Genomic DNA, 22971 nt, shown 5'->3' with positions numbered 1-22971 from the left:
CCCGAGGGAGACGGGGTATCAACATATCTGGCGTTGATTTTTGGCACGCTGTTGAGTTCTCAAGGAACGGACGCTTCCTTTGTACTCACCCTTGCGGGCTTTCCTCCGGGCGCTTCCCTTCGGTCTTGCGTTTCCGACTCTATCAGACTCTTTCGTGTCCGATTCCCGGTCGGCGGGATTGCTTTCAGTTCTCCGCTTTCGCGTTTCCCTTTCGGCGTGGTCACTACTTTAGCCGATTTCCCCGGTGCCTCATAATCGAGTCGATCGGATTGAATTTCGGCATGCCGAAATCGCACCCGGTCGGGGTTGTCGTCAGTAGTGGATGGCCGCTCCGGGCTGCTGAAAAGCAGTACCCGTTCAAGCGGCTCGGGCTACGTTAGGCGTCGCGCCGTACCGAGTCAAGTTGCCCTGCGGCGCGGCGTGTGGGGCCGGTACGGGCTCACCGTCGGGTCGCCCTCGATCCAGAAGCGCCAGGGGTGGTACGCCCCTTCCCCGCTGACGCCCGTCCGCGGACCGTTGCGGACCTGGTCAGCGGAGACCGGGCGGCCCTGGAGGAGGGTCAGCGGGGCGGCGGGGCCGTCGCAGAGGTCCGTGCCGTTGAGGGCTCGGTCGACATCGAGGGCCGTGGCCAGACGGGCCGGGCCTTTGGCCAGTTCCTTGTCATGGCGGGCCGAGATGCGTCGCCCACGGGTGAGCTCCGCGCCCACCTGGATCTCCCCCGCCCGCAGCAGGACTCCGCTCGCCTTGCCCTCGGGGCCGCACACCACGTTCAGGCAGTGCCACATGCCGTAGGTGAAGTAGACGTACGCGTGCCCGGGCGGGCCGAACATCACCTCGTTGCGCGCGGTACGGCCGCGGTAGGCGTGGGAGCCGGGGTCGGACTCGCCCGCGTACGCCTCCACCTCTGTCAGGCGCAGCTCGATCGGGCCGTCTTCCGTCATGCGGATCAATGTGCGGCCCAGGAGTTCGGGCGCGACCTCCAGGACCGGGCGGTCGAAGAAGGCGCGGTCCAGCGGCGTACGGTCGGAGCTCTCGATCATTGCTTCGAGCGTACCGGGGAACCGACTACGGTCGTCGGGCGTATGTAGGGGTCAGGACCTATAAGGAGTGGACATGGGCTTCAAGAAGCTGCTCGCGAGCCTCGGCGCCGGTGGTGCGTCCGTCGAGACGGTGCTCACCGAGGAGAACGTCGTTCCGGGTGGTGTCGTCCAGGGCGAGGTGCGGATCCAGGGCGGCTCGGTCGACCAGCAGATCGAGGGGCTGTCCGTCGGCCTTCAGGCGCGCGTCGAGGTCGAGGGCGGTGACCAGGAGGTCAAGCAGGACGTCGAGTTCACCAAGCAGCGGCTCGGGGGCGCGTTCGAGGTGAAGGCCGGCGCGGTGCACGTGGTGCCGTTCGGTCTGGAGATCCCGTGGGAGACGCCGGTCACGACGATCGCCGGGCAGCAGCTGCGCGGGATGAACATCGGTGTGACGACCGAGCTGGAGATCGCGCGTGCCGTGGACTCGGGCGACCTCGACCCGGTCAACGTGCACCCGCTGCCATCGCAGCAGGCGATCCTCGACGCGTTCGTCCAGCTGGGCTTCCGCTTCAAGAGTGCGGACATGGAGCGCGGTCACATCCGGGGGACGCGGCAGCGGCTGCCGTTCTACCAGGAGATCGAGTTCTTCCCGCCGCAGCAGTACCGCGGGCTGAACCAGGTCGAGCTGACGTTCGTCGCGGACGACCGCGAGATGGATGTCGTCCTGGAGATGGACAAGAAGCCGGGTCTGTTCAGCGAGAGCAGCGACTCGTACAAGGCGTTCAAGGTGGGGCACCACGACTTCGCGGCGACCGACTGGGCCGCTTACCTCAACCAGTGGCTCGCCGACGTCGGTGGGCGTCGCAACTGGCTCTAGGCTCGGGGCACAGACGCAGGACAGCCGAATCGGAGGTTTGACGTGACCGAGCTGAAGCGGGCGCCCCTTCCGCACGACTTCCACCCGCCGGTGCCGTCGTTCACGGTGGTGAGTGACGACATCGAGCCCGGGTCCGTGCTGAAGGACGCCCAGGTCTACGCGGCGGGCAACACGTCTCCGCACCTGCGCTGGGAGGGCTTCCCGGCGGAGACCAAGAGCTTCGCCGTGACGTGTTTCGATCCGGACGCTCCGACGGGCAGCGGTTTCTGGCACTGGGTCCTCTTCGACATCCCGGCGTCGGTGACCGAGCTTCCGGCGGGCGCGGGCTCCGGGAAATTCGAGGGGCTGCCCGAGGGCGCGGTCCAGGTCCGCAACGACTACGGGTCGAAGGACTTCGGCGGCGCGGCACCCCCGGCCGGTGAGAAGCACCGTTACGTGTTCACGGTGTATGCGGTGGACAGCGAGAAGCTGGGGCCGGACGCGGACGCCTCGCCGGCGGTCGTGGGCTTCAACCTGCGCTTCCACACGCTCGCCCGCGCGCACGTGATCGCGGAGTACGAGGGTCCCGCCGAGAGCTGATTGTTCGTTTTCCGTTTGCCCTGCCCTGGTCTTGGAGAGATCAGGGCAGGGCAGTTTTGTTGCCGGGGGCCGGGGGTTCGCTCCCCCGGAAGGCACAGATATTGCGTTGTCCATCTCGGCGCGCCCGGCCAGAGTTGATCCGAGCCCGATGCCCGCCAGGGCTGGGCCGGCGAACGGGAGGTGGGCGAGATGCGGGACACGCTGGTGCTGAATGCGAGCTTCGAGCCGCTGTCGACGGTGACACTCAACCGTGCGGTGGTGCTGGTGCTCCAGGACAAGGCCGTCGTCGAGCAGGCCCACCCCGGTCTCCGTGTCCGTGCGGCCGCCGTCGATCTTCCGGTGCCCCGGGTGATCAGGCTCTGCAGGTACGTACGGGTGCCGTTCCGAAGACAGGCGCCGTGGTCGCGGAGGGGTGTGCTGGTCAGGGACCAGCACCGCTGTGCGTACTGCGGCAGGCGCGCGACGACCGTGGATCACGTGGTGCCGAGGTCGCACGGTGGTGCGGACTCCTGGCTGAACACGGTGGCCTCGTGCGCCGAGGACAATCACCGCAAGGCGGACCGTACGCCGGAGCAGGCGGGTATGCCGCTGCTGCACCAGCCGTTCGTGCCGTCGCCGGCGGAGGCGATGCTGCTCGGGCTGAGGTCGGGTGAGCGGGCGGCGCTGCCGGACTGGCTGGCGGCGGAGACGGCCGCGTAGCGGCGGCGCAGGTGTGGGCGAGAGCCCGTCCCCGTACGGATCGGGGGCGGGCTCCCGTGCGTCTCAGCGCAGGAGCAGCTGCACGATGGCGAAGGTGCCGACGACCACGATGAACACGCGCAGAGCGGTGGGGTTCAGCTTGCGGCCGATCTTGGCGCCGAACTGGCCGCCGATCGCCGAGCCGACGGCGATGAGCAGGACGGCGGTCCAGTCGAAGTCGGCGACGAAGAGGAAGAACAGGGCGGCGATGCTGTTCACGATGGCCGCGAGGACGTTCTTGACCGCGTTGAGGCGCTGGATGGTGTCGTCGAGCAGCATGCCCATGAGGGAGAGGTAGATGATTCCCTGGGCCGCGGTGAAGTAGCCGCCGTACACGCTGGCGAGCAGCAGGCCGCCGAAGAGGACGGGCCCGCCGGTGGTCTTGGTGAGGGTGCCGTTGCGTGCGCGTCGGCGCTGCACGACCGTCGAGATGCGGGGCTGGAGTACGACGAGGACCAGGGCGAGCGCGACGAGAACCGGAACGATCGTCTCGAAGGCGGTCGAGGGCAGCATCAGCAGCAGGACGGCTCCGCCGAGGCCGCCGATCGCGGCGGCGACGCCGAGGCGCATGACGAGGGGCCGCTGGCCCTTGAGTTCCTCCCGGTACCCTATGGCGCCGCTGATGGAGCCGGGGATGAGTCCGAGCGCGTTCGAGACCGTGGCGGTGACGGGTGGCAGCCCGGTGGCGAGCAGTACGGGGAAGGTGATCAGCGTCCCCGAGCCCACGATGGTGTTGATGGTGCCGGCGCCGATTCCGGCGGCGAAAATCGCCAGCGATTCCCAGATGGACAACGCCATCTCCTCCACGGTCGGTGAGACGCCTCCCCGCCATCAAGGTCGAGGGGCCTCAACGATCATCCATGAAGGGATGCGGGTGTCAGTCGATGGGGGGCTGTTCGCGGCGCTCGGTACCGCTGCCGTTGCCGCCGCCCGCCTTGCCCGGTCCGCCGCCCATGCCTGCCATCGGGTTGAAGTTGCCCATGGCGCCGGAGAGTCCCTTGAGGGCGTCGCCGATCTCGCTGGGCACGATCCAGAGCTTGTTGGCGTCGCCTTCGGCGATCTTCGGGAGCATCTGGAGGTACTGGTAGGCGAGGAGCTTCTGGTCGGCGTCTCCCGCGTGGATGGACTCGAAGACCGTACGGATGGCCTGGGCCTCGCCCTCGGCGCGCAGGGCCGCCGCCTTGGCCTCACCTTCGGCGCGCAGGATCGCGGACTGCTTCTCACCCTCGGCGGTGAGGATCTGTGACTGGCGGATGCCTTCCGCGGTGAGGATGGCGGCGCGCTTGTCCCGGTCGGCGCGCATCTGCTTCTCCATCGAGTCCTGGATGGAGGTGGGGGGCTCGATGGCCTTGAGCTCGACGCGGTTGACGCGGATGCCCCACTTGCCGGTGGCCTCGTCGAGGACTCCGCGGAGCGCGGCGTTGATCTCCTCGCGGGAGGTCAGGGTCCGCTCCAGGTCCATGCCGCCGATGATGTTCCGCAGGGTGGTGACGGTGAGCTGCTCGATCGCCTGGATGTAGCTCGCGACTTCATAGGTCGCGGCCCGGGCGTCGGTCACCTGGTAGTAGATGACGGTGTCGATGTTGACGACCAGGTTGTCCTGGGTGATCACCGGCTGGGGCGGGAAGGGGACGACCTGTTCGCGCAGGTCGATGCGGTTGCGGATGGAGTCGATGAAGGGGACGACGATGTTGAGGCCCGCGTTGAGGGTGCGGGTGTAGCGTCCGAACCGTTCCACGATGGCGGCGCTGGCCTGCGGGATGACCTGGATCGTCTTGATCAGGGCGATGAAGACCAGCACCACCAGAATGATCAGGACGATGATGATCGGTTGCATCGCGTTCCCTGTGCCCTTCGCTGCCGGATGATTCTGCGATTTCTGCGGATCGAGCCGAGGTCGGGTCTGACGGCTGTGATGATCAGTTTCCCAGAACAGGGGCTGTGCTGTGGGCAGTTCGTAAGGTTCGGCCCTTCCTTCCGGTCGTTCGGGTCGCTCCGGTCGTCGTGGGGAGTGCCGTCACGGGTTCACATCACGACGGCGGTGGCTCCGTCGATCTCGACCACGTCGACCTGCTGGCCCTGCTCGTAGGACATGGAGGCGTCGAAGGCGCGGGCGGACCAGATCTCGCCGGCCAGCTTGATGCGGCCGCCGTTGCCGTCGACCCGTTCGACCACGACGGCCTGACGCCCCTTCAGCGCGTCGACACCGCTGGCGAAACGCGGGCCCTGCTGGGCTCTGTGGCGGGCCGCGATGGGGCGTACGACCGCGATGAGCGCGACGGACACCGCCGCGAAGACGAGTACTTGAGCCACCGATCCGCCGCCGACCGCCGCGACGACGGCCGCGGCCACGGCTCCTGCGGAGAACATTCCGAATTCGGGCATCGCTGTCAGCACGAGCGGAATGCCCAGTCCGACCGCGCCGATCAGCCACCACACCCATGCGTCGATGTCCACGCGGTCATGGTAGGTCCGCCGGACGCGGTCCGGACAGGGGGCGATGCGGGGTCGCCCGTCGTTCTGGCCCTGTTCTCCGGGGAGTTCAGCCGAGCGGGAGGCCCTGCGCGGTCCAGCGCTCGCCGTTGCGCTCCACGATGAGCGGCAGGCCGAAGCAGTGGGACAGGTTGCGGGAGGTCAGCTCGGTCTCCATCGGGCCCGCGGCGAGCACCTTGCCCTGGCGGATCATCAGGACGTGGGTGAAGCCGGGAGCGATCTCCTCGACATGGTGGGTCACCATGATCATGGAGGGCGCGTACGGGTCGCGGGCGAGCCGCCCGAGGCGCCGCACCAGGTCCTCGCGGCCGCCGAGGTCGAGGCCGGCGGCGGGCTCGTCGAGGAGGAGCAGTTCGGGGTCGGTCATCATGGCGCGGGCGATCAGGGTGCGCTTGCGCTCGCCCTCGGAGAGGGTGCCGAACCTGCGGTCGAGGTACTCGGTCATGCCGAGCCGGTCGAGGAAGGCGCGGGCGCGCTGCTCGTCGACCTCGTCGTAGTCCTCGTGCCAGGTGGCGGTCATGCCGTACGCGGCGGTGAGCACGGTCTGCAGGACGGTCTGGCGCTTGGGGAGCTTGTCCGCCATGGCGATGCCGGCCATGCCGATGCGGGGGCGGAGCTCGAAGACGTCGACGCCGCCGAGGCGCTCGCCGAGGATCCGGGCCCGGCCGGTGGTCGGGAAGAGGTAGCTGGAAGCGATGTTGAGCAGGGTGGTCTTGCCGGCGCCGTTGGGGCCCAGGATGACCCAGCGCTCACCCTCCTTGACCGACCAGGAGACGTCGTCCACCAGAGCGCGTCCGTCGCGGACCACGGATACGTCCACCAGCTCCAGTACATCGCTCATGAGCGCGTTGTCTCCCCATGCAATCGTCGAGGTCTTCGGGTGCGTGTGGGCGGTTTGTGCGCCTGTGGGCACAGCACCCAGGGAAAACCTACGCCACCTGCCGGGCGCTCCGGTCGCCCGGTCCCGTGCTAGGGCCTCTCGTTTGGATCATGCCGGATCAGTGAGGGGGGTCCCCCCACGCCCGCAGGGCGTAGGGGGAGGGTCCGGTGCGTGCAGATGCCAGGCGGAGGTGGGGGTACCTCCCGCGCCGGAGGCGTAGGGGGAGGAGCCTCCCCCTACGCCCGAAGGCTACGGGGGACCTTGGCGACCGACGACAACGCAGCGTGGGGGGCACTCCCCCTGGCTTCGCCGGGGGGACCCCCACCCGTGCCCGAAGGGCTACGGGCGTGGGGGTACCTCCCGCGCCGGAGGCTGCGGGGGAGTGCCAGGGCACGCGAGCCCGGCAAGATCGGCCGGACAGGACCTAGGGGGTGTCCGCCGGACGCGCCTAGGGTGGGGGCATGCTTTCGGAACCACGTTCAGGCCGCCTGGCGGCATGGGGAAACGCCCTTTTGGCCGGACTTGTCTCGCCGGACGACGCCGTGCACACGATCGTCGGCGACGATGCCGTGCACCGGGTGGAGGGGCTGCCGGGCGAGACCGGTCCGGTCGGACTGACACTGGCGCTCGGGCGGTTGCGGGCGCTGGGCGTGACCGGTTACCGGGTGGCGCTGCCCGCGCCGGGGCATCCGCTGGGGCTGAGCGGCCCGCCCGAGTTCAACGCGCGGGCGCTGGAGGCGGAGGAGGCCGTCGTCGCGACGGGGGCGGCGTACGGGCTGGTGCCGGAGATCCGCGAGGCGGGTCCGGCGGGCGATGTGCATGTGGACGTCCTGTGGCACTGCCTGCCGGTGCGGGAGGCGCCGCCCGCGGACGTGCCCTCGCTGGGTGAGGCGGAGCGGGAGCTCGCGGAGGCGCTGCGCGAGGCGACGTCCACGCTGACCCGGCTCGACGTGGCCGCGTCGGGGCCGGTGGCGGAGGCGGCCGTGGACGCGTACCGGGCGCGGGCGCAGCGCGGGGCGGCTGAGACGCTGGCGCCCGGGTACCCGCCGCGTGCGGTACGAGTGTTGGAGCTGGCGCAGCGGATCGGGCTGCTGATCTCGGTGGCGTACGAGAACGGGCACGGCGGTGCGGTGAGCGCGGGCGAGATGGCGGCGCGGGTGGAGGCGCTGCGGCCGGTGGAGCGGGTGGCGCGGAGAGCGCAGGTGGCGGCCTACAACGCATATGTGGAGGAGCGGGAGCGGGGGTGACGGCGGCCCCCGGCCTCGCCGGGGGTTCGGCTGGAGCTCGGCCCCGGGCCGCGGTACGGGCGGCGACCGGCTTCACTCAGACGCCGGCCGGACATGCGCGTGTGCGCCGGGGCGCGGCCCCGGTGGTGCGGGAGCCTCGCTCCGGCGCTCGAGGGCGTCGCCGACGGCGGCTACGGCCCCGGCTCAGGCGACGCCCCCGCGACCAGCTGTCAGGCGTTCAGGCTCGTGTTGCCGAAGGCCGGGTTCAGGAGGCCGATCACGTTCACCGTGTTGCCCGACACGTTCACCGGGATGTGGACCGGGACCTGGACCAGGTTGCCGGAGCCTACGCCCGGGGACCCGACCGCACCGCCGTGGGCGTGGGCGCCCCCGCCCGTCGTGGCGGACGCGGCGCCCGCGGAGACGGCCACGAAGCTGCCGGCGATCAGGGTCAGGGCCGCGGCCTTCTTCAGGTTCATCACGTGTGTCATTCCTCCTGAGAACTCGCTGCGGCAGGCCGCCGCAGCACGCCCTGGAGAACGGCCCCGCAGTGGATCAGGATGCGCCGTACGGGTGACATACACCCGACGGTATGAATCTTGGTCCGGCCCTGAGATCGTCCTCTCAGCCGGTCAGGCCGTGCCGCACCGCCCAGAGCGCCGCCTGGGTGCGGTCTGCCAGGTCGAGCTTCATGAGGATGTTCGACACGTGCGTCTTCACGGTCTTCTCGGAGAGCACCAGCGCCCTGGCGATTTCCCGGTTCGACCGGCCGTCCGCTATCAGGGCCAGGACCTCGCGCTCCCGCTCCGTGAGGTTCCCCCCGCGGCCCGTGCCGCCAGGAGAGTCGTCCTCTGACAGCAGCGCGCCCGCGACCTCCGGCTGGAGCAGGACATGGCCCGCGTGGACCGAGCGGATGGCACCGGCGAGGGCCTCCGGGTCGACGTCCTTGTACACATAGCCCGAGGCGCCCGCCCGCAGGGCGGGAACCACCGTGCGCTGCTCGGTGAAGCTGGTGACGATGAGGACCCTGGCCGGGTTGGCCAGCTCGCGGAGCTTGCGCAGGGCCTCGATGCCGTCCATGCCCGGCATCTTCACGTCCATCAGCACGACGTGGGGCTTCAGCTCCTCGGCCCGCGCGACGCCCTCGGCGCCGTCGCCCGCCTCCCCCACCACCTCGATGTCGTCCTGGACCTCCAGGAACGTGCGCAGCCCGCGGCGCACCACCTGATGGTCGTCGACCAGCAGCACGCGGATCTTCCTGTCAGCCACCGGGGACCTCCATCTCGACCGTGGTGCCCTTGCCGGGCGCCGATTCCACGCTGAGTGTGCCGCCGACGCCGCTCGCCCGGTCCCGCATCGACACCAGACCGAGATGGCGACCGGCCCTGCGCACGGTGCGCGGCTCGAACCCCATGCCGTCGTCGGTGACGCTGAGCAGGGCTCCCTGGCCGCGGCGGACGAGCACGACGTCGACACGGTCCGCCCCGGAGTGGCGCAGCGCGTTGTGCAGGGCCTCCTGGGCGACGCGCAGCAGCGCCTCCTCCTGGGCTGCGGGCAGGGCCTTTATCCCGCAGGTGTCGAAGGTGACCTTGGCGGTGTGCGCGCGGTCGAGGACCTGGATCTGGGTGCGCAGCGTGTTGACGAGGCCGTCCTCGTCGAGGGCCGCGGGACGCAGCTCGACGACGGCGGCGCGCAGCTCGTCGGCCGCCTCGGCGGCGAGCTCGGCGACCTGCTGGAGCTCGCCCTTCGCCCGGCCCGGGTCGCGGTCGACGAGGGCGGCGGCGGCCTGGGCGGTGAGGCGCAGCGAGAAGAGCTTCTGGCTGACGGCGTCGTGCAGCTCGTGGGCCAGGCGGGAGCGCTCCTCGGCGATGGTGAGCTCGCGGCTGCGCTCGTACAGACGGGCGTTGGTGAGGGCGATGGCCGCGTGCTGGGCGAGGATGCCGAGCAGCTCCTCGTCTTCCTCGGTGAAGCCGCAGCCGCCGTCCTGCCGGGGGCAGCGCTTGTTGGCGAGGAACAGCGCGCCCATGACCTCGTCGCCGTCCTTGATGGGCAGGCCCAGGAAGTCGGACATGTCGGGATGCGCGGACGGCCAGCCCTCGAAGCGGGGGTCCTTGCGCACGTCGGCGAGCCTCTCGACCTTCGCCTCCTGCAGCATCGCGGCGAGGATGCCGTGCTGGCGCGGGAGGGGGCCGATGGCCTTCCACTGGGCGTCGCTGACGCCGTCGACGACGAACTGGGCGAAGCCGCCGTGGTCGTCGGGCACGCCGAGCGCCGCGTACTCCGCGTCGAGGAGGTCGCGGGCGGAGGCCACGATCGTCTTCAGCACGTCGCGCACCTCGAGATGCCTGCTCATCGCGAGGAGCGCGGTGCTCACGGCGGCCAGGCCGGAGCTCGGTCGGTGACTCATGACCTCACCGTACCGGCGGGGTGTGACAGCCCGTATCGGACCGGCGACCGCTCCCGCCTAGGCCACCGGACGTAGGTCGAAATGCCCTGCGGGGTGGGGGCCCGGGCACGAGGCGGCGGGCCGTGGCGCGTTCCTACGTTGGCTGCACCACACAGGAGCGGTACGGCGAAGGGGATGGGCCCGATGGCGGTAGCGGTGATCACAGGGGCGTCGAAGGGGCTGGGCCGCGCGCTCGCGGCCGGACTCGCAGGGCAGGGCTGGGACCTGGTCCTCGGCGCCCGCACCGAGGACGTACTGAAGGAGAGCGCCCGGCTCGCCGGTGTGCACGGGACGCGGGTCGTGCCGGTGGCCGGGGACGTCACGGATGCCACGCACCGCGCGGCGCTGGTGGCGGCGGCCGGCGAGTTGGGCGGGCTCGATCTGGTGGTGAGCAACGCGAGTGCGCTGGGTGCGGAGCCGCTGGTGCGGCTGGAGGACCTGCCGCTGGACGGGCTGCGGGCGGCGCTGGAGACCAATGTGGTCGCGGCGCTCGGTCTGGTGCAGGAGGCGTTGCCGCTGCTGCGGAGGTCTCCGGCGGGGGCGGTGGTGGCGGTCAGTTCGGATGCGGCGGCGGAGGCGTACGAGACCTGGGGCGGCTACGGCGCATCGAAGGCGGCGCTCGATCATCTGGCCGCGGTGCTGGCGGTCGAGGAGCCGGGGCTGCGGGTGTGGAGCGTGGACCCCGGCGACATGGCGACGGACCTCTATACGGCGGCCGTGCCGGACGACGACGAGCCCCGGCCGTCGCCGGAGTCGGTGGTGCCCGCGTTCCTGCGGCTGCTCGCGCAGCGTCCGGCCGGCGGCCGGTACACCGCCGCCGCCCTGCTGGAGTCCCGGTGAGGACGGTGCCGGAGGGAGCAGGGGCCGTGCTGGAGGCGCTGAAGGTCCCCGAGGAGCTGTCCGCGCGGGTGCCGGCGGAGGAGCGGGGTGCCGGGCGCGACGACGTACGGCTGCTCGTCTCGCGCGGGACGCGGGTGTCGCACCACGCGTTCCGTGATCTTCCGGGGCAGCTGCGGGCGGGTGACGTGCTGGTCGTCAACACGTCGGCCACGCTGGCCGCGGCCGTGGACGGCCGGGTCGGGGCCGAGGCGGTGGTGGTGCACTTCTCCACGCAGGGGGACGACGGGCGGTGGTCGGTGGAGCTGCGGCGCCCGGACGGCTTCGGCAGTACGGCGCCCCGCCCGGGCGGTCCGCGGGGCACGGTGGTGCGGCTTCCGGGCGGCGCGCATCTGGTGCTGGACGAGCCGCTGGTGGCCGGGGCCCCGCGGCTGTGGTGGGCGTCGGTGGCGGTCGGCGTACCGGGGCTGCTGGCGCGGTACGGGCGGCCCATTCGCTACGGGTACACCGCGAGGGACCAGCCGCTCGCCGCGTATCAGACGGTCTTCGCGCTGCCCTCCCCCGACGGTTCGGGGTCGGCGGAGATGCCGAGCGCCGGGCGGCCCTTCACCGCGCCGCTGGTGGCGGAGCTGGTGAGCCGGGGGGTGCAGTTCGCGCCGGTCACGCTGCACACGGGGGTGGCGTCGGCGGAGGCGCACGAGCCGCCGTATCCGGAGCGCTTCGCTGTGCCGGCGACGACCGCGTGGCTGGTGAACGCGGCGCGGGCGGCGGGCGGCCGGGTCGTGGCGGTGGGGACGACGGCGGTGCGGGCTCTGGAGTCGGCGGCCGATACGGCGGGGGTGGTGGCGCCCGCGGCGGGCTGGACGGACCTGGTGGTGACCCCGAGGCGGGGGGTGCGTGTGGTGGACGGTCTGCTGACCGGTCTGCACGAGCCGACGGCCTCGCATCTGCTGATGCTCGGTGCGATCGCCGGCGAGGCGGCGTTGACCTGCGCGTACTCCGAGGCGCTGAGGCACCGCTACCTCTGGCACGAGTTCGGCGACGTCCATCTCGTCCTCCCGAAGGAGAACCCTCACCCACTGGATTGCTGAAGCAACACACGGTGAGACCGTTACGCGCCCGATGTGAGCCCGCGCATAGGGCGTAGGTCACTTACGAACCTCTTTAGTCGACGCAAAAGGGGCGTCTGACCCGGGACAGCACGCGCGAATCGGGCGTTTGGGATCACCGTGATCCACTACCTCAGATCGTACGTCACACCTTTGCCAGGCGATTTTGCGGCCGCTAAGAATTGCCGACGTCGCTTCCGAACAGCGCAGAGCCGAACCGGCCTGGAGCGACTTTCCGCTATTCGAAGAGGTACGTCTTTATGTCCGCGTTCAACACCGCCGCTCGTCGCCTCCGATCGCGCAAGGCCGCGGTCACCGGTATCGCCGTCGCCGCCTCCGCCGCTCTGGCCCTGACCCTGACTCCGGCGGACGCCGAGGCCGGCACGACGACCGAGGTCGCCGCGGCCGCCCCCGTGGCCTGGAAGGTCAACGAGAAGCAGGCCGCCGCGGTGCAGGAGAGCATCGCCAACCAGCAGACCGCCTTCGAGGCCCAGTTCAAGGCCACGCAGGCGAAGAAGAAGGCCGAGGCCGCCGCCGAGGCGAAGAAGAAGGCTGAGGCCAAGAAGAAGGCCGAGGCCGCCGCGAAGAAGCGCGCCGCCGAGCAGGCCGCCAGCCGGTCCGCCGCCCGCAAGCCCGCCAAGGTGACCTACCCGAACAACCTGGACGGCTGGATCCGCGAGGCGCTGTCCATCATGAAGAAGCACAACATCCCCGGCACCTACGAGGGCATCCACCGCAACATCATGCGGGAGTCCAGCGGTAACCCGCGGGCCATCAACAACTGGGACATCAACGCGATCAACGGTGTCCCGTCGAAGGGCCTGCTGCAGGTCATCAAGCCGACCTTCGACGCGTACCACGTCCCCGGCACCTCCTGGGACCAGTACGACCCGGTCGCCAACATCGTCGCCGCCTGCAACTACGCGGCCGACCGCTACGGCTCCATGGACAACGTGAACAGCGCCTACTGAGGCACTGCCACGGACGGCACCGCGACGAAGCGGTAGCAGGACATACGCCGAAGGGCGCACCCCGTGCGGGGTGCGCCCTTCGGCGTCGTCAGCGGACGTGCGCCCTCACTTGCGCATGACCTCGGGCTCGTGGCGGCGCAGCAGGCGCTGGACCACGAAGCCGCAGATGATGCCGATGGCGAGCAGGACGGTGATGTTCATGCCCCACTGGCCCGCCGTGTGCTCCCACAGCGGGTCGAGGTCGGTGGGGTTCTTCGGGTCCCACGGCGGCATGAGGTGTGCCAGGTCGAGCGTCGTACCGGCACCGGCGATGGCCCAGCGGGACGGCATCAGCCAGGCGAACTGCTCCAGGCCGGGCGAGCCGTAGACCTGGAAGAGGATGCCGGTGAAGACGACCTGGACGATGGCGAACATGACCAGCAGCGGCATGGTCTTCTCGGCGGTCTTCACCAGCGAGGAGATGACCAGGCCGAACATCATCGACGTGAAGCCGAGCGCGATCACGACGAGGCAGATCTCGACGGCCGGCGGCATGATCAGGCCCTCTTCGGGCAGCTCGCGGGTCGCGAAGCCGATGCCGCAGATGATCACGCCCTGCAGGGCGGTGATCACGCCGAGCACGATGACCTTGGACATCAGGTACGCCGAGCGGGACAGACCGGTGGCCCGCTCCCGTTCGTAGATGACCCGTTCCTTGATCAGCTCTCGTACGGAGTTCGCGGCGCCGGAGAAGCACATGCCGACCGCGAGGATCAGCATGATCGTGCCGGCGTCGCCGTTGAACCTGGACGGCGGCTCGGGCGCCGCGAGGCCGAAGTCCGCGGGGATGACGACCGAGACCAGGCCGAGGACGGCAGGCAGGATCACCATCAGGCCCATGAAGCCCTTGTCGGACGCGATCACCGACGAGTAGCGGCGGATCAGGGTCCACAGCTGGGAGCCCCAGCTCTGCGGCTTGGGCGGGTTCATCTGCTGCGGCGGCGGCATGTTGACCGCCTGCGGGGCGACGGCGTCGAGGTCGGCCGCGTACATCTGGTAGTGCTGCGAGCCGCGCCAGCGGCCGGCCCAGTCGTAGTCGCGGTAGTTCTCGAACGCCGAGAACACGTCCGCCCACGTGCTGTAGCCGAAGAAGTTGAGCGCCTCCTCCGGCGGGCCGAAGTAGGCGACGGAGCCGCCGGGCGCCATGACGAGGAGCTTGTCGCACAGCTGGAGCTCGGCCACGGAGTGGGTGACCACCAGGACGGTGCGCCCGTCGTCGGCGAGGCCGCGCAGCAGCTGCATGACGTCGCGGTCCATGCCCGGGTCGAGGCCGGAGGTCGGCTCGTCCAGGAAGATCAGCGACGGCTTGGTCAGCAGCTCCAGCGCCACGGAGACGCGCTTGCGCTGGCCACCGGACAGGGAGGTGACCTTCTTGTCCTTGTGGATGTCGAGCTTGAGCTCGCGCAGCACCTCGTCGATGCGGGCCGCGCGCTCGGCCGGCGTGGTGTCCGCGGGGAAGCGGAGCTTGGCCGCGTACGTGAGCGCCTTCCGGACGGTCAGCTCCTTGTGCAGGATGTCGTCCTGCGGGACCAGACCGATGCGCTGGCGCAGCTCGGCGAACTGCTTGTAGAGGCTGCGGTTGTCGTAGAGGACGTCACCCTGGTTGGCGGGCCGGTAACCGGTCAGCGCCTTGAGCAGGGTGGACTTTCCGGAGCCGGACGGGCCGATGACGCCGATCAGGGACTTCTCCGGGACACCGAAGGAGACGTCGCGCAGGATCTGCTTGCCGCCGTCGACCGTGACGGTCAGGTGACGGGCGGAGAAGGAGACCTCACCGGTGTCGACGAACTCCTCGAGGCGGTCACCGACGAGCCGGAACGTGGAGTGACCGACACCGACGATGTCGTTCGGGCCGATGAGGACCGAGGACGACTTGGCGATCGGCTGACCGTTGACGTAGGTGCCGTTGTGGGATCCCAGGTCGCGGATCTCGAAGCGGCCGTCGGGCGTCGCGACGAATTCGGCGTGGTGGCGCGAGACCTGCAGGTCGGAGACGACCAGCTCGTTCTCGAGAGCACGACCGATGCGCATCACCCGGCCGAGGGCCAGCTGGTGGAACGTCGTGGGACTGCGGTCGCCGTAGACCGGCGGGGCGTCCTGCGCCTTCTGCACGCCCTGCTGGTGCGGGACCTGGGGCGGCTGCTGTGCGTGCGGCTGCGGGGCTTGCGGCTGCTGCCATCCCTGCTGCGCGGCCTGCGGAGCCTGGCCCTGCGGCCAGCCCTGCTGGGCGGCCGGGGCCTGTTGGGCAACGGCCTGCTGAGGGGCTGCGGCCTGGGCGCTGTAGGCGCCGGCCGCTGCGGCCGTGAGGCTCAGGCGCGGACCGTCGGTGGCATTGCCCAGATGTACGGCCGAGCCGGCGCCGATCTCCATCTGGTGGATCCGCTGGCCCTGTACATAGGTGCCGTTGGTGCTGCCGTGGTCCTCGATGACCCAACTGCGCCCGCCCCAACTGATCGTGGCGTGCCGCCACGAGACCCTGGCGTCGTCGATCACCAGATCACCCTGCGGGTCGCGGCCGAGGGTGTACGACCTGGACGGATCGAGGGTCCAGGTCCTTCCGTTCAATTCCAGTACGAGTTCCGGCACTCCATGCCCCACTAGTTGTCCCCCGAGCTCCCCCCGTTGCCGAGGGTCTAGGGATGGCGAACATCGTGGGGAACTATTTCAGGCCCGGGTCCGTATCCGAAAGTCGGGCCTTGTGAAGACCCTGTTCGGTACGGAGTTGGGACCTTCGTCGCCGCTCCGGGACGTGTCGCGGGGCGGCACATCGCCCGCACTGCGCACGGATCACTGCCAACAGTCTGTAATCGTGACGAACCAGGCCGTGAGCGGCGTCCCGGGCCACGAATGTCCGGCAGGCGGGACAGGAGGTGGGATCGCGCCCCCGCCCGATACGGTGGTAGCACCATGAGCGCATCACAGCCCCCTCTCGGCCCGGACGACCCGACACTTGCCGACGTCCCGACCCTTCTCGTCAAGATCTTCGGGAAGGACCGTCCCGGTATCACCGCCGGGCTCTTCGACACCCTCGCGTCCTACGCGGTCGACGTGATCGACATCGAGCAGGTCGTCTCGCGGGGCCGGCTCGTCCTGTGCGCGCTCGTGACCGCGCCGACGACCGGCGGCACCACGGAGGGCGAGCTGCGGGCGACCGTGCACAGCTGGGCGGAGTCCCTGAAGCTGCAGGCCGAGATCATCTCCGGTACGGGCGACAACCGGCCGCGCGGCAGCGGCCGTTCCCATGTGACCGTGCTCGGCCACCCGCTGACGGCCGAGGCCACGGCGGCCATAGCGGGCCGGATCAGCGACATGGGCGCCAACATCGACCGCATCTTCCGGCTCGCCAAGTACCCGGTGACCGCCGTGGAGTTCGCGGTGTCCGGCGTGGAGACCGAGCCGCTGCGCACCGCGCTGGCCACCGAGTCGCACGAGATCGGTGTCGACGTGGCGGTCGTGTCGGCGGGCCTGCACCGCCGGGCCCAGCGCCTGGTCGTGATGGACGTCGACTCCACGCTCATCCAGGACGAGGTCATCGAGCTGTTCGCGGCCCACGCGGGCTGCGAGGACGAGGTGGCCGCGGTGACGGCCGCGGCGATGCGCGGCGAGCTGGACTTCGAGCAGTCCCTGCACGCGCGGGTGGCGCTGCTGGAGGGACTGGACGCGTCGGTCGTGGACAAGGTGCGTACCGAGGTACGGCTCACGCCGGGGGCGCGCACCCTGATCCGTACGCTGAAGCGGCTCGGCTTCCAAGTGGGCGTCGTCTCCGGCGGGTTCACCCAGGTCACCGACGATCTCAAGGAGCGCCTCGGCCTCGATTTCGCCTCGGCGAACACCTTGGAGATCAAGGACGGCAAGCTGACCGGCCGGGTCGTCGGCGACATCGTGGACCGGGCGGGCAAGGCGCGGCTGCTGCGCGCCTTCGCGGCGGAGGCCGGGGTGCCGCTGGCGCAGACGGTCGCGATCGGCGACGGCGCCAATGACCTGGACATGCTGAACGCTGCGGGTCTCGGGGTCGCGTTCAACGCCAAGCCCGTGGTCCGCAAGGCCGCGCACACCGCGGTGAACGTGCCGTTCCTGGACACGGTGCTCTACCTGCTGGGCATCACCCGCGAAGAGGTCGAGGCGGCCGACGACGGCACCGAGGAGCACTGACCCCCGCCTGCGTAAAGGCCCCGGCGCACGGTGTGTGCGCCGGGGCCTCGCTCGTCCGGGGCTTTGCTGGTCCGGGCCTCGCCTTTGCTGGTCCGGGGCCTCGCTGGTCCGGGGCTCAGTCGTGCGGGGTCCAGTAGTCGAGGAGCCTGCCCACGCCGTGCTCGACCGACTTCCAGGAGCCGGTGAACGAGACGACGGCGAACGCCGAGGTCGGGAAGCCGTCCCGGGTCATCCGGGCCAGCGCGTCGCCCTCCGCGGAGCCCGCGAGGGCGTCGGCCAGCGCGTGCATACCGGGGTTGTGGCCGATGACGAGCAGGTCGTCGACCTCGTCGGGGGTCTCGTTGAGCAGGGCGATCAGTTCGCCCAGGGATGCCTCGTACAGCCGCTCCTCGTAGACCGTCCTGGGGCGGTGCGGCAGCTCGTGCACGGCGAGCTTCCATGTCTCGCGCGTTCTGGTCGCGGTGGAGCACAGGGCCAGGTCGAAGGCGATACCGGTCTCGGCGAGCCTGCGGCCGGCCACCGGGGCGTCCTTGCGGCCGCGCTCGGCGAGCGGGCGCTCGTGGTCGGACACCTGGGGCCAGTCGGCCTTCGCGTGCCGGAGGAGGACGATCCTGCGGGACTCGGGGGATCCGGGGGACGTCCCCCCGGAAGACACAGCGGCGCTCATGCACCCCAGCTTCGCATGAAATGCGCCAGTGGGCGCAGGGTGTTGACGGGCTCTCCCCCGAAGGGGGATGGGGTCAGCGGACCAGTATCCGCAGGATCTGCCGCAGGACGTCACCGGCCGCCGGATCGGCCGCGGCCGCGTGCGCGTCGCCGGGAGCGGCGATGAGCGCCAGCAGTGCGACGAAGGCGAGCACGGGCAGCGCGAGCGCCCACCAGGGCAGCTTGGCCACGACGACGCCCGCGGTCGGGGAGGTCGCGGAGTGGGACCGGGTGTGCGGCTGGGCCGGCATGGCCGCCTCCGTGAGGTCTGAGGTCGAGTGCCTCAAACGTACGGATCATGAGGGGCCGGGCCCATCCGGTGACCCACCCACTTCACCCTGAGCCCGACCCCCTAGGGGTCGGTGGGGCTGGCACCACCTTTTCCGGGGCTCGGTTCTCCTCCGGGGCGCTTTGAGCGGGTGTCGACGGTCGATCGTGCTCGACTGCTCGTTCCTCGCAGCCTCCGCTCCCCCAGCCACCGCTGGGAGGTGCCCCCACCGCCTTTCGACACCCGCGCGCCGCTTCGGCGCCACGGGGTGGGCTGCGTCAGGGCGCGGCGATCGTCGCGATGATCGCGATCACCACACCGATGAGAAGCATCGCGCCGAAGACTCCGAGGAGCTTCTTCTGGCCGTTCTGGGGGTTCGGGTCGAGCACAGGCATGGGATCAGTCTCGCACCCGCGTCTCGTCCTCGATCGTCCGGTCCCGCCCTGCCATCACGCCCAGGATCATCTGGGGCACCAGCAGGCCCGCCATCAGGCCCAGCGGCAGTGTCCAGCCGCCGCTGTGCTGGTAGAGCACACCCACCAGCAGCGGGCCCGGGATGGAGATCAGGTAGCCGGTGGACTGGGCGAAGGCCGACAGCCGTACGACTCCGGAGCCGGTGCGCGAGCGCATGCCGATCATGGTGAGGGCGAGAGGGAAGGCGCAGTTGGAGACGCCCAGCAGCAGCGCCCAGACCCAGGCGCCGGCCGCCGGCGCGAGGAGCAGGCCGAGGTAGCCGGTGAGTCCGCACACGCCCAGGGCGATGACGATCGGGCCCTGGTTCTTCATGCGGCTCGCGAGCCTGGGGATGACGAAGGCGAGCGGCACGCCCATGACCATGGTGACGGCCAGGAGCACCCCCGCGGTGGACGCGGAGACGCCCGCGTCGCGGAAGATCTGCGGCATCCAGCCCATCGTGATGTACGCGCCGGTGGCCTGGAGCCCGAAGAAGCAGGCGAGGGCCCACGCCGTGCGGCTGCGGGTGATGCGCAGCGCGGGAACGTCCGCGGCGGCGGGCGCACCGCTCGCGTCCCGGCGTGCGCGGCCACGGTCGCGCACCAGGGCGATCCAGGGCAGTACGGCCACCGCGGCGACCGCGGCCCACACCGCGAGCCCGACGCGCCAGCTGCCGCCCAGGGCATGGGTGACGGGCACGGTCGCGGCGGCGGCGAGCGACGTGCCGAGCGCCAGGGCCATGGAGTACAGGCCCGTCATCGAGCCGACCCGGTCAGGGAAGTACCGCTTGACGATCACCGGCATGAGGACGTTGCTGACGGCGATGCCCATGAGGGCGAGCGCGCTGGCGGCGAGGAATCCCGGCGTGCCGCCGGCGAAGGGGCGGACCACGAGTCCGACGGCGATGGCCGCCATGCCGGCGCAGACGACGGCGCCGGGCCCGAAGCGGCGCGCCAGCCGGGGCGCGGCGACGCCGAAGACGGCGAAGCACAGCGGAGGCACGGACGTGAGGAGTCCCGCGACGCTGCCGCTCATGTGCAGGCCGACGCGGGCCTCTTCGAGGAGGGCACCGAGGCTGGTGATGGCGGGCCGCAGGTTGAGCGCCGCGAGGACGATGCCGACGACGACGAGCCGGATGGTCCACACCGAGGGCCGCGTGCTCTCGGGGGCGGTGGAGTCCGGGGATGCGGCGGAGGAGGAAGGCGCCGTGGCGGCGGGGCGGAGGGTCCGGGTCTCGTCGGGCATGGGTCCATCATAGAATCATGGGATGATTGGTTGTCCAATCCCGTACGAACCCTGGTTCCCCGCGGCCGGGTCGGCGTACGACCATGAGTGGGCGACTTCCACGACAAGGAGCACCATGGCGCTGTCCTCTCCCCGGCGTTCCGCGCTCTCGGACCAGGTGATCGCCGAGCTGCGGAACCAGATCACCTCGGGCGAGTGGCCGGTCGGTTCGCGGATCCCGACCGAACCGGAACTGGTCGAGCAGCTGGGCGTGGCCCGCAACACCGTCCGTGAGGCGGTGCGCGCGCTCGCCCACAACGGTCTGCTGGACATCCGGCAGGGCTCGGGCACCTATGTGGTCGCCACCAGCGAGCTGGCCGGCGTGATGCACCGCCGGTTCGCCGACGCCGACCCCCGCCATGTCGCCGAACTGCGCTCCACGCTGGAGTCGTCGGCCGCCCGGCTGGCCGCCGAGCGCCGCACCGCCAAGGACCTCAAGCAGCTGGACGCGCTGCTGGCCCGCCGCGAGGAGGCGTGGGCGTCCGGCGACGCCGAGCGGTTCGTCGCGGCCGACGCGACGTTCCACCTGGCCGTGGTGGCCGCCTCGCACAACGAGGTCATGACCGAGCTGTACGCGGACCTGGCGGACCTGCTGCGCGACTGGCTGCGCGACGACGTCGGCGGGGAACTGCGCGAGGAGAACTACATGGACCACGCGCGGATGGTCGAGGCGATCCGGGCCGGGGACGGCGAGGCCGCCGCGACGGAGGCGGCGGGCTATCCGTTCATGTGCCTGCGGCGGCCCGCTGGGGCTGGTGGCTGACCCAGGCGGCCCGGATCTCCTTCCAGCACCGCTGGGTGAGCTCCGCGTATCCCGCGGGGTGCAGCTCGACCGGCTCCGAGTCGGCATCGACGTCCCACCATCGCTTGCACTCGACGTGCAGCTGCACGCGGTCGGTGGCGGGATAGGGGTTGTGGCAGTACGCCGTGACCTCGGAGCCCTCGATCACGGTGCCGCAGTCGGCCCGGTAGTCGGGGGGCTGCTCCCGCGTGTGCTGCCGGGGGCTCTGCCGCTCCTGACGACTGCCGGTCTGGGACGCCGTCGGTGTCGCCCACAGCAGGACCGCCACTGTGGCGAGTACGCAGGCATGACGCCAGTTCGTACGCACAAGCAGTACCCCCTCGGCCGAGCTGCGGCGCGAGCGCCGCAAAAGCACCACAAGGAAGAGTCGCCCCTCCAGCATCACCGCGCCCCGGCCGCGCCGCCCACCCGTAGGGCCGAACGGGCGACGCCCCGCCCCCCGCGCGCTGCGGGGGACGGGGCGTCGCTCGTGTACGTTCTGCCTGGTCAGGCGCCCATCATGTGCACGCCGCCGTCGACGTGGATGATCTCGCCCGTGGTCTTCGGGAACCAGTCGGACAGCAGCGCGACGACACCGCGGCCGGTGGGCTCCGGGTCGGTCATGTCCCACTCCAGCGGGGAGCGGTGGTTCCACACGTCCGCGAGATCGGAGAAGCCCGGGATGGACTTGGCGGCCATCGAGCCGAGGGGGCCCGCCGAGATCAGGTTGCAGCGCACGTTCTGCTTGCCGAGGTCGCGGGCGATGTAGCGGCTGGTCGCCTCCAGCGCGGCCTTGGCCGGGCCCATCCAGTCGTACTGCGGCCAGGCGAACTGCGCGTCGAAGGTGAGGCCGACGACCGAGCCGCCCTCCTGCATCAGCGGCAGGCACGCCATCGTCAGCGACTTCAGCGAGAACGCCGAGACGTGCATGGCCGTCGAGACCGACTCGAAGGGGGTGTTGAGGAAGTTGCCGCCCAGGGCGTCCTGCGGCGCGAAGCCGATGGAGTGGACGACGCCGTCGAGGCTGCCCAGCTCCTCGCGGACCAGGTCCGCCAGCCGGTTCAGGTGCTCCTCGTTGGTGACGTCGAGCTCGATGACCTTGGCGGGCTTGGGGAGCTTACGGGCGATGCGCTCGGTCAGCGTGGGACGCGGGAACGCGGTCAGGATGACCTCGGCGCCCTGCTCCTGCGCGAGCTTGGCGGTGTGGAAGGCGATGGAGGACTCCATCAGCACACCGGTGATCAGGATGCGCTTGCCGGCGAGGATTCCACTCATGTGATCAGTGACCCATGCCCAATCCGCCGTCGACGGGAACGACGGCTCCAGTGATGTACGAGGCGTCGTCGGAGGCGAGGAAGCGCACGGTGGCGGCGATCTCCTCCGGCTGCGCGTATCGGCCGAGCGGCACCTGGGAGACGATCCCGGCGCGCTGCTCGTCCGTGAGCGCCTGGGTCATGTCGGTGTCGACAAAGCCGGGCGCGACGACGTTGAACGTGATGTTGCGCGAGCCGAGCTCACGCGCGAGGGAGCGGGCGAAGCCGACGAGACCGGCCTTGGAGGCCGCGTAGTTCGCCTGCCCGGCGGAGCCCAGGAGCCCCACGACGGAGGAGATCAGCACGACGCGGCCCTTCTTGGCGCGCAGCATGCCGCGGTTTGCCCGCTTCACGACCCGGAAGGTGCCGGTGAGGTTGGTGTCGAGGACGGAGGTGAAGTCCTCCTCCGACATGCGCATCAGCAGCTGGTCCTTGGTGACACCGGCGTTCGCCACCAGCACCTCGACGGGACCGTGCTTCTCCTCGATCTCCTTGTACGCCTGTTCCACCTGCTCGGCGTCGGTGATGTCGCACTTGACCGCCAGGAAGCCGGCCGGGGGCTCCCCCGAGCGGTAGGTGATCGCGACGTTGTCGCCGTTCGCGGCGAACGCGCGGGCGATGGCGAGGCCGATGCCCCGGTTACCTCCGGTGACGAGAACCGAGCGGCTCAACGGATCACCCTTTCCCTATGCGGTCTGGTACGTCTGCAAACTATCGGTCCGGCACGGCGTACGGAGAATCGGGGCCTGACAGCGCCTTCCACCCTTCGCTGTCGGATCCCTACAGAAAGTCCCGCCCAAC

General features: G+C 70.5%; 25 protein-coding genes. 9 read left to right on the top strand and 16 right to left on the bottom strand.

Annotated features, from left to right (window positions below):
* Window positions 1-398: 398 nt before the first annotated feature.
* Complete coding sequence (locus ACF08N_RS33100; protein WP_392328418.1) at window positions 399-1040, bottom strand: DNA-3-methyladenine glycosylase; 642 nt, start codon at window positions 1038-1040, stop codon at window positions 399-401.
* Window positions 1041-1113: 73 nt separating this feature from the next.
* On the opposite strand from ACF08N_RS33100, the gene ACF08N_RS33095 reads away from it, so the two are divergent.
* From ACF08N_RS33095 to ACF08N_RS33085, 3 genes are all read left to right on the top strand, one after another.
* Entirely contained in the window at window positions 1114-1896 is a 783-nt protein-coding gene (locus ACF08N_RS33095; RefSeq protein ID WP_392328417.1) for a sporulation protein, read from the top strand.
* A 42-nt stretch (window positions 1897-1938) separates the two neighbouring features.
* Window positions 1939-2475, top strand: coding sequence for a YbhB/YbcL family Raf kinase inhibitor-like protein (locus tag ACF08N_RS33090; RefSeq protein WP_392328416.1), 537 nt, complete (start codon window positions 1939-1941; stop codon window positions 2473-2475).
* Between the two features lie 189 nt (window positions 2476-2664).
* The gene (locus tag ACF08N_RS33085) at window positions 2665-3174 is read left to right on the top strand and encodes an HNH endonuclease (RefSeq protein WP_392328415.1); all 510 of its coding nucleotides are present in this window, start codon (window positions 2665-2667) and stop codon (window positions 3172-3174) included.
* Between the two features lie 63 nt (window positions 3175-3237).
* Here the strand turns inward: ACF08N_RS33085 and ACF08N_RS33080 are convergent, their stop codons facing one another.
* The 4 genes from ACF08N_RS33080 to ACF08N_RS33065 all read right to left on the bottom strand — a co-directional run bounded on the left by ACF08N_RS33080 (window position 3238) and on the right by ACF08N_RS33065 (window position 6547).
* Window positions 3238-4005 (bottom strand): sulfite exporter TauE/SafE family protein, encoded by a 768-nt coding sequence (locus tag ACF08N_RS33080; RefSeq protein WP_392328414.1) that lies wholly within the window; start codon window positions 4003-4005, stop codon window positions 3238-3240.
* An 85-nt stretch (window positions 4006-4090) separates the two neighbouring features.
* A complete protein-coding gene (locus ACF08N_RS33075; protein ID WP_392328413.1) occupies window positions 4091-5050 on the bottom strand; it encodes an SPFH domain-containing protein in 960 nt (319 codons plus the stop codon).
* Window positions 5051-5238: 188 nt separating this feature from the next.
* Window positions 5239-5670 (bottom strand): NfeD family protein, encoded by a 432-nt coding sequence (locus ACF08N_RS33070; protein WP_392328412.1) that lies wholly within the window; start codon window positions 5668-5670, stop codon window positions 5239-5241.
* Between the two features lie 85 nt (window positions 5671-5755).
* The gene (locus ACF08N_RS33065; RefSeq protein ID WP_392328411.1) at window positions 5756-6547 is read right to left on the bottom strand and encodes an ABC transporter ATP-binding protein; all 792 of its coding nucleotides are present in this window, start codon (window positions 6545-6547) and stop codon (window positions 5756-5758) included.
* Window positions 6548-7047: 500 nt separating this feature from the next.
* Here ACF08N_RS33065 and ACF08N_RS33060 point away from each other — a divergent pair, with 500 nt between their 5' ends.
* Window positions 7048-7833, top strand: coding sequence for a hypothetical protein (locus ACF08N_RS33060; RefSeq protein ID WP_392328410.1), 786 nt, complete (start codon window positions 7048-7050; stop codon window positions 7831-7833).
* 209 nt (window positions 7834-8042) lie between these two features.
* On the opposite strand, the gene ACF08N_RS33055 is transcribed toward ACF08N_RS33060, so the two are convergent.
* From ACF08N_RS33055 to ACF08N_RS33045, 3 genes are all read right to left on the bottom strand, one after another.
* Window positions 8043-8294: a chaplin gene (locus tag ACF08N_RS33055; protein WP_392328420.1), complete on the bottom strand. Its 252-nt coding sequence runs from the start codon at window positions 8292-8294 to the stop codon at window positions 8043-8045.
* Between the two features lie 142 nt (window positions 8295-8436).
* Window positions 8437-9081: a response regulator gene (locus ACF08N_RS33050; protein ID WP_392328409.1), complete on the bottom strand. Its 645-nt coding sequence runs from the start codon at window positions 9079-9081 to the stop codon at window positions 8437-8439.
* Entirely contained in the window at window positions 9074-10219 is a 1146-nt protein-coding gene (locus ACF08N_RS33045; protein ID WP_392328408.1) for a GAF domain-containing sensor histidine kinase, read from the bottom strand. Before ACF08N_RS33045 ends, ACF08N_RS33050 begins: the two co-directional genes overlap by 8 nt.
* Window positions 10220-10402: 183 nt before the next feature.
* Between ACF08N_RS33045 and ACF08N_RS33040 the strand changes: the two genes are divergently transcribed.
* The 3 genes from ACF08N_RS33040 to ACF08N_RS33030 all read left to right on the top strand — a co-directional run bounded on the left by ACF08N_RS33040 (window position 10403) and on the right by ACF08N_RS33030 (window position 13175).
* Window positions 10403-11098, top strand: coding sequence for an SDR family NAD(P)-dependent oxidoreductase (locus ACF08N_RS33040; RefSeq protein ID WP_392328407.1), 696 nt, complete (start codon window positions 10403-10405; stop codon window positions 11096-11098).
* Window positions 11095-12186 carry an S-adenosylmethionine:tRNA ribosyltransferase-isomerase gene (locus ACF08N_RS33035; protein WP_392328406.1) on the top strand — a complete coding sequence of 364 codons (1092 nt, stop codon included), beginning with the start codon at window positions 11095-11097 and terminating at the stop codon, window positions 12184-12186. The genes ACF08N_RS33040 and ACF08N_RS33035 overlap by 4 nt, the downstream gene beginning before the upstream one ends.
* Before the next feature lie 278 nt (window positions 12187-12464).
* Window positions 12465-13175 (top strand): transglycosylase SLT domain-containing protein, encoded by a 711-nt coding sequence (locus ACF08N_RS33030; protein WP_392328405.1) that lies wholly within the window; start codon window positions 12465-12467, stop codon window positions 13173-13175.
* Window positions 13176-13280: 105 nt separating this feature from the next.
* On the opposite strand, the gene ACF08N_RS33025 is transcribed toward ACF08N_RS33030, so the two are convergent.
* A complete protein-coding gene (locus tag ACF08N_RS33025; RefSeq protein ID WP_392328404.1) occupies window positions 13281-15812 on the bottom strand; it encodes an FHA domain-containing protein in 2532 nt (843 codons plus the stop codon).
* Between the two features lie 309 nt (window positions 15813-16121).
* On the opposite strand from ACF08N_RS33025, the gene serB reads away from it, so the two are divergent.
* Window positions 16122-17366, top strand: coding sequence for a phosphoserine phosphatase SerB (serB, locus tag ACF08N_RS33020; protein WP_392328403.1), 1245 nt, complete (start codon window positions 16122-16124; stop codon window positions 17364-17366).
* 115 nt (window positions 17367-17481) lie between these two features.
* Here the strand turns inward: serB and ACF08N_RS33015 are convergent, their stop codons facing one another.
* The 4 genes from ACF08N_RS33015 to ACF08N_RS33000 all read right to left on the bottom strand — a co-directional run bounded on the left by ACF08N_RS33015 (window position 17482) and on the right by ACF08N_RS33000 (window position 20037).
* Window positions 17482-18033 (bottom strand): SixA phosphatase family protein, encoded by a 552-nt coding sequence (locus ACF08N_RS33015; RefSeq protein ID WP_392328402.1) that lies wholly within the window; start codon window positions 18031-18033, stop codon window positions 17482-17484.
* Window positions 18034-18106: 73 nt separating this feature from the next.
* Window positions 18107-18322, bottom strand: coding sequence for a hypothetical protein (locus ACF08N_RS33010; RefSeq protein WP_392328401.1), 216 nt, complete (start codon window positions 18320-18322; stop codon window positions 18107-18109).
* Between the two features lie 295 nt (window positions 18323-18617).
* The gene (locus tag ACF08N_RS33005; RefSeq protein WP_392328400.1) at window positions 18618-18734 is read right to left on the bottom strand and encodes an SGM_5486 family transporter-associated protein; all 117 of its coding nucleotides are present in this window, start codon (window positions 18732-18734) and stop codon (window positions 18618-18620) included.
* Window positions 18735-18738: 4 nt separating this feature from the next.
* Window positions 18739-20037 (bottom strand): CynX/NimT family MFS transporter, encoded by a 1299-nt coding sequence (locus tag ACF08N_RS33000; RefSeq protein ID WP_392328399.1) that lies wholly within the window; start codon window positions 20035-20037, stop codon window positions 18739-18741.
* Window positions 20038-20152: 115 nt separating this feature from the next.
* Between ACF08N_RS33000 and ACF08N_RS32995 the strand changes: the two genes are divergently transcribed.
* Window positions 20153-20839 (top strand): FadR/GntR family transcriptional regulator, encoded by a 687-nt coding sequence (locus ACF08N_RS32995; RefSeq protein WP_392328398.1) that lies wholly within the window; start codon window positions 20153-20155, stop codon window positions 20837-20839.
* Here the strand turns inward: ACF08N_RS32995 and ACF08N_RS32990 are convergent.
* The 3 genes from ACF08N_RS32990 to fabG form a co-directional block, all read right to left on the bottom strand.
* Window positions 20802-21185 (bottom strand): hypothetical protein, encoded by a 384-nt coding sequence (locus tag ACF08N_RS32990; RefSeq protein WP_392328397.1) that lies wholly within the window; start codon window positions 21183-21185, stop codon window positions 20802-20804. The two genes, ACF08N_RS32995 and ACF08N_RS32990, sit on opposite strands and share 38 nt — an antisense overlap.
* 179 nt (window positions 21186-21364) lie before the next feature.
* A complete protein-coding gene (gene fabI / locus ACF08N_RS32985; RefSeq protein ID WP_392328396.1) occupies window positions 21365-22132 on the bottom strand; it encodes an enoyl-ACP reductase FabI in 768 nt (255 codons plus the stop codon).
* A gap of 4 nt (window positions 22133-22136) precedes the next feature.
* Window positions 22137-22841, bottom strand: coding sequence for a 3-oxoacyl-[acyl-carrier-protein] reductase (gene fabG, locus ACF08N_RS32980; protein ID WP_392328395.1), 705 nt, complete (start codon window positions 22839-22841; stop codon window positions 22137-22139).
* Window positions 22842-22971: the final 130 nt, after the last annotated feature.

Source organism: Streptomyces sp. NPDC015127 (genome assembly GCF_043080095.1).
GTDB lineage: Bacteria > Actinomycetota > Actinomycetes > Streptomycetales > Streptomycetaceae > Streptomyces.
This window is presented reverse-complemented; position numbering and strand designations above follow the sequence as displayed.

Excerpts from the sequence above, each read along its gene's own strand:
- ACF08N_RS33015 (WP_392328402.1), bottom strand. The coding sequence starts at position 18,033 with ATGAGCGCCGCTGTGTCTTCCGGGGGGACGTCCCCCGGATCCCCCGAG.
- ACF08N_RS33005 (WP_392328400.1), bottom strand. The coding sequence starts at position 18,734 with ATGCCTGTGCTCGACCCGAACCCCCAGAACGGCCAGAAGAAGCTCCTC.
- ACF08N_RS33100 (WP_392328418.1), bottom strand. The coding sequence starts at position 1,040 with ATGATCGAGAGCTCCGACCGTACGCCGCTGGACCGCGCCTTCTTCGAC.
- ACF08N_RS33085 (WP_392328415.1), top strand. The coding sequence starts at position 2,665 with ATGCGGGACACGCTGGTGCTGAATGCGAGCTTCGAGCCGCTGTCGACG.
- ACF08N_RS32995 (WP_392328398.1), top strand. The coding sequence starts at position 20,153 with ATGGCGCTGTCCTCTCCCCGGCGTTCCGCGCTCTCGGACCAGGTGATC.
- ACF08N_RS33030 (WP_392328405.1), top strand. The coding sequence starts at position 12,465 with ATGTCCGCGTTCAACACCGCCGCTCGTCGCCTCCGATCGCGCAAGGCC.
- ACF08N_RS33045 (WP_392328408.1), bottom strand. The coding sequence starts at position 10,219 with ATGAGTCACCGACCGAGCTCCGGCCTGGCCGCCGTGAGCACCGCGCTC.
- ACF08N_RS33010 (WP_392328401.1), bottom strand. The coding sequence starts at position 18,322 with ATGCCGGCCCAGCCGCACACCCGGTCCCACTCCGCGACCTCCCCGACC.
- ACF08N_RS33075 (WP_392328413.1), bottom strand. The coding sequence starts at position 5,050 with ATGCAACCGATCATCATCGTCCTGATCATTCTGGTGGTGCTGGTCTTC.
- serB (WP_392328403.1), top strand. The coding sequence starts at position 16,122 with ATGAGCGCATCACAGCCCCCTCTCGGCCCGGACGACCCGACACTTGCC.
- ACF08N_RS33000 (WP_392328399.1), bottom strand. The coding sequence starts at position 20,037 with ATGCCCGACGAGACCCGGACCCTCCGCCCCGCCGCCACGGCGCCTTCC.
- ACF08N_RS33095 (WP_392328417.1), top strand. The coding sequence starts at position 1,114 with ATGGGCTTCAAGAAGCTGCTCGCGAGCCTCGGCGCCGGTGGTGCGTCC.
- fabI (WP_392328396.1), bottom strand. The coding sequence starts at position 22,132 with ATGAGTGGAATCCTCGCCGGCAAGCGCATCCTGATCACCGGTGTGCTG.
- ACF08N_RS33040 (WP_392328407.1), top strand. The coding sequence starts at position 10,403 with ATGGCGGTAGCGGTGATCACAGGGGCGTCGAAGGGGCTGGGCCGCGCG.
- ACF08N_RS33065 (WP_392328411.1), bottom strand. The coding sequence starts at position 6,547 with ATGAGCGATGTACTGGAGCTGGTGGACGTATCCGTGGTCCGCGACGGA.
- ACF08N_RS33060 (WP_392328410.1), top strand. The coding sequence starts at position 7,048 with ATGCTTTCGGAACCACGTTCAGGCCGCCTGGCGGCATGGGGAAACGCC.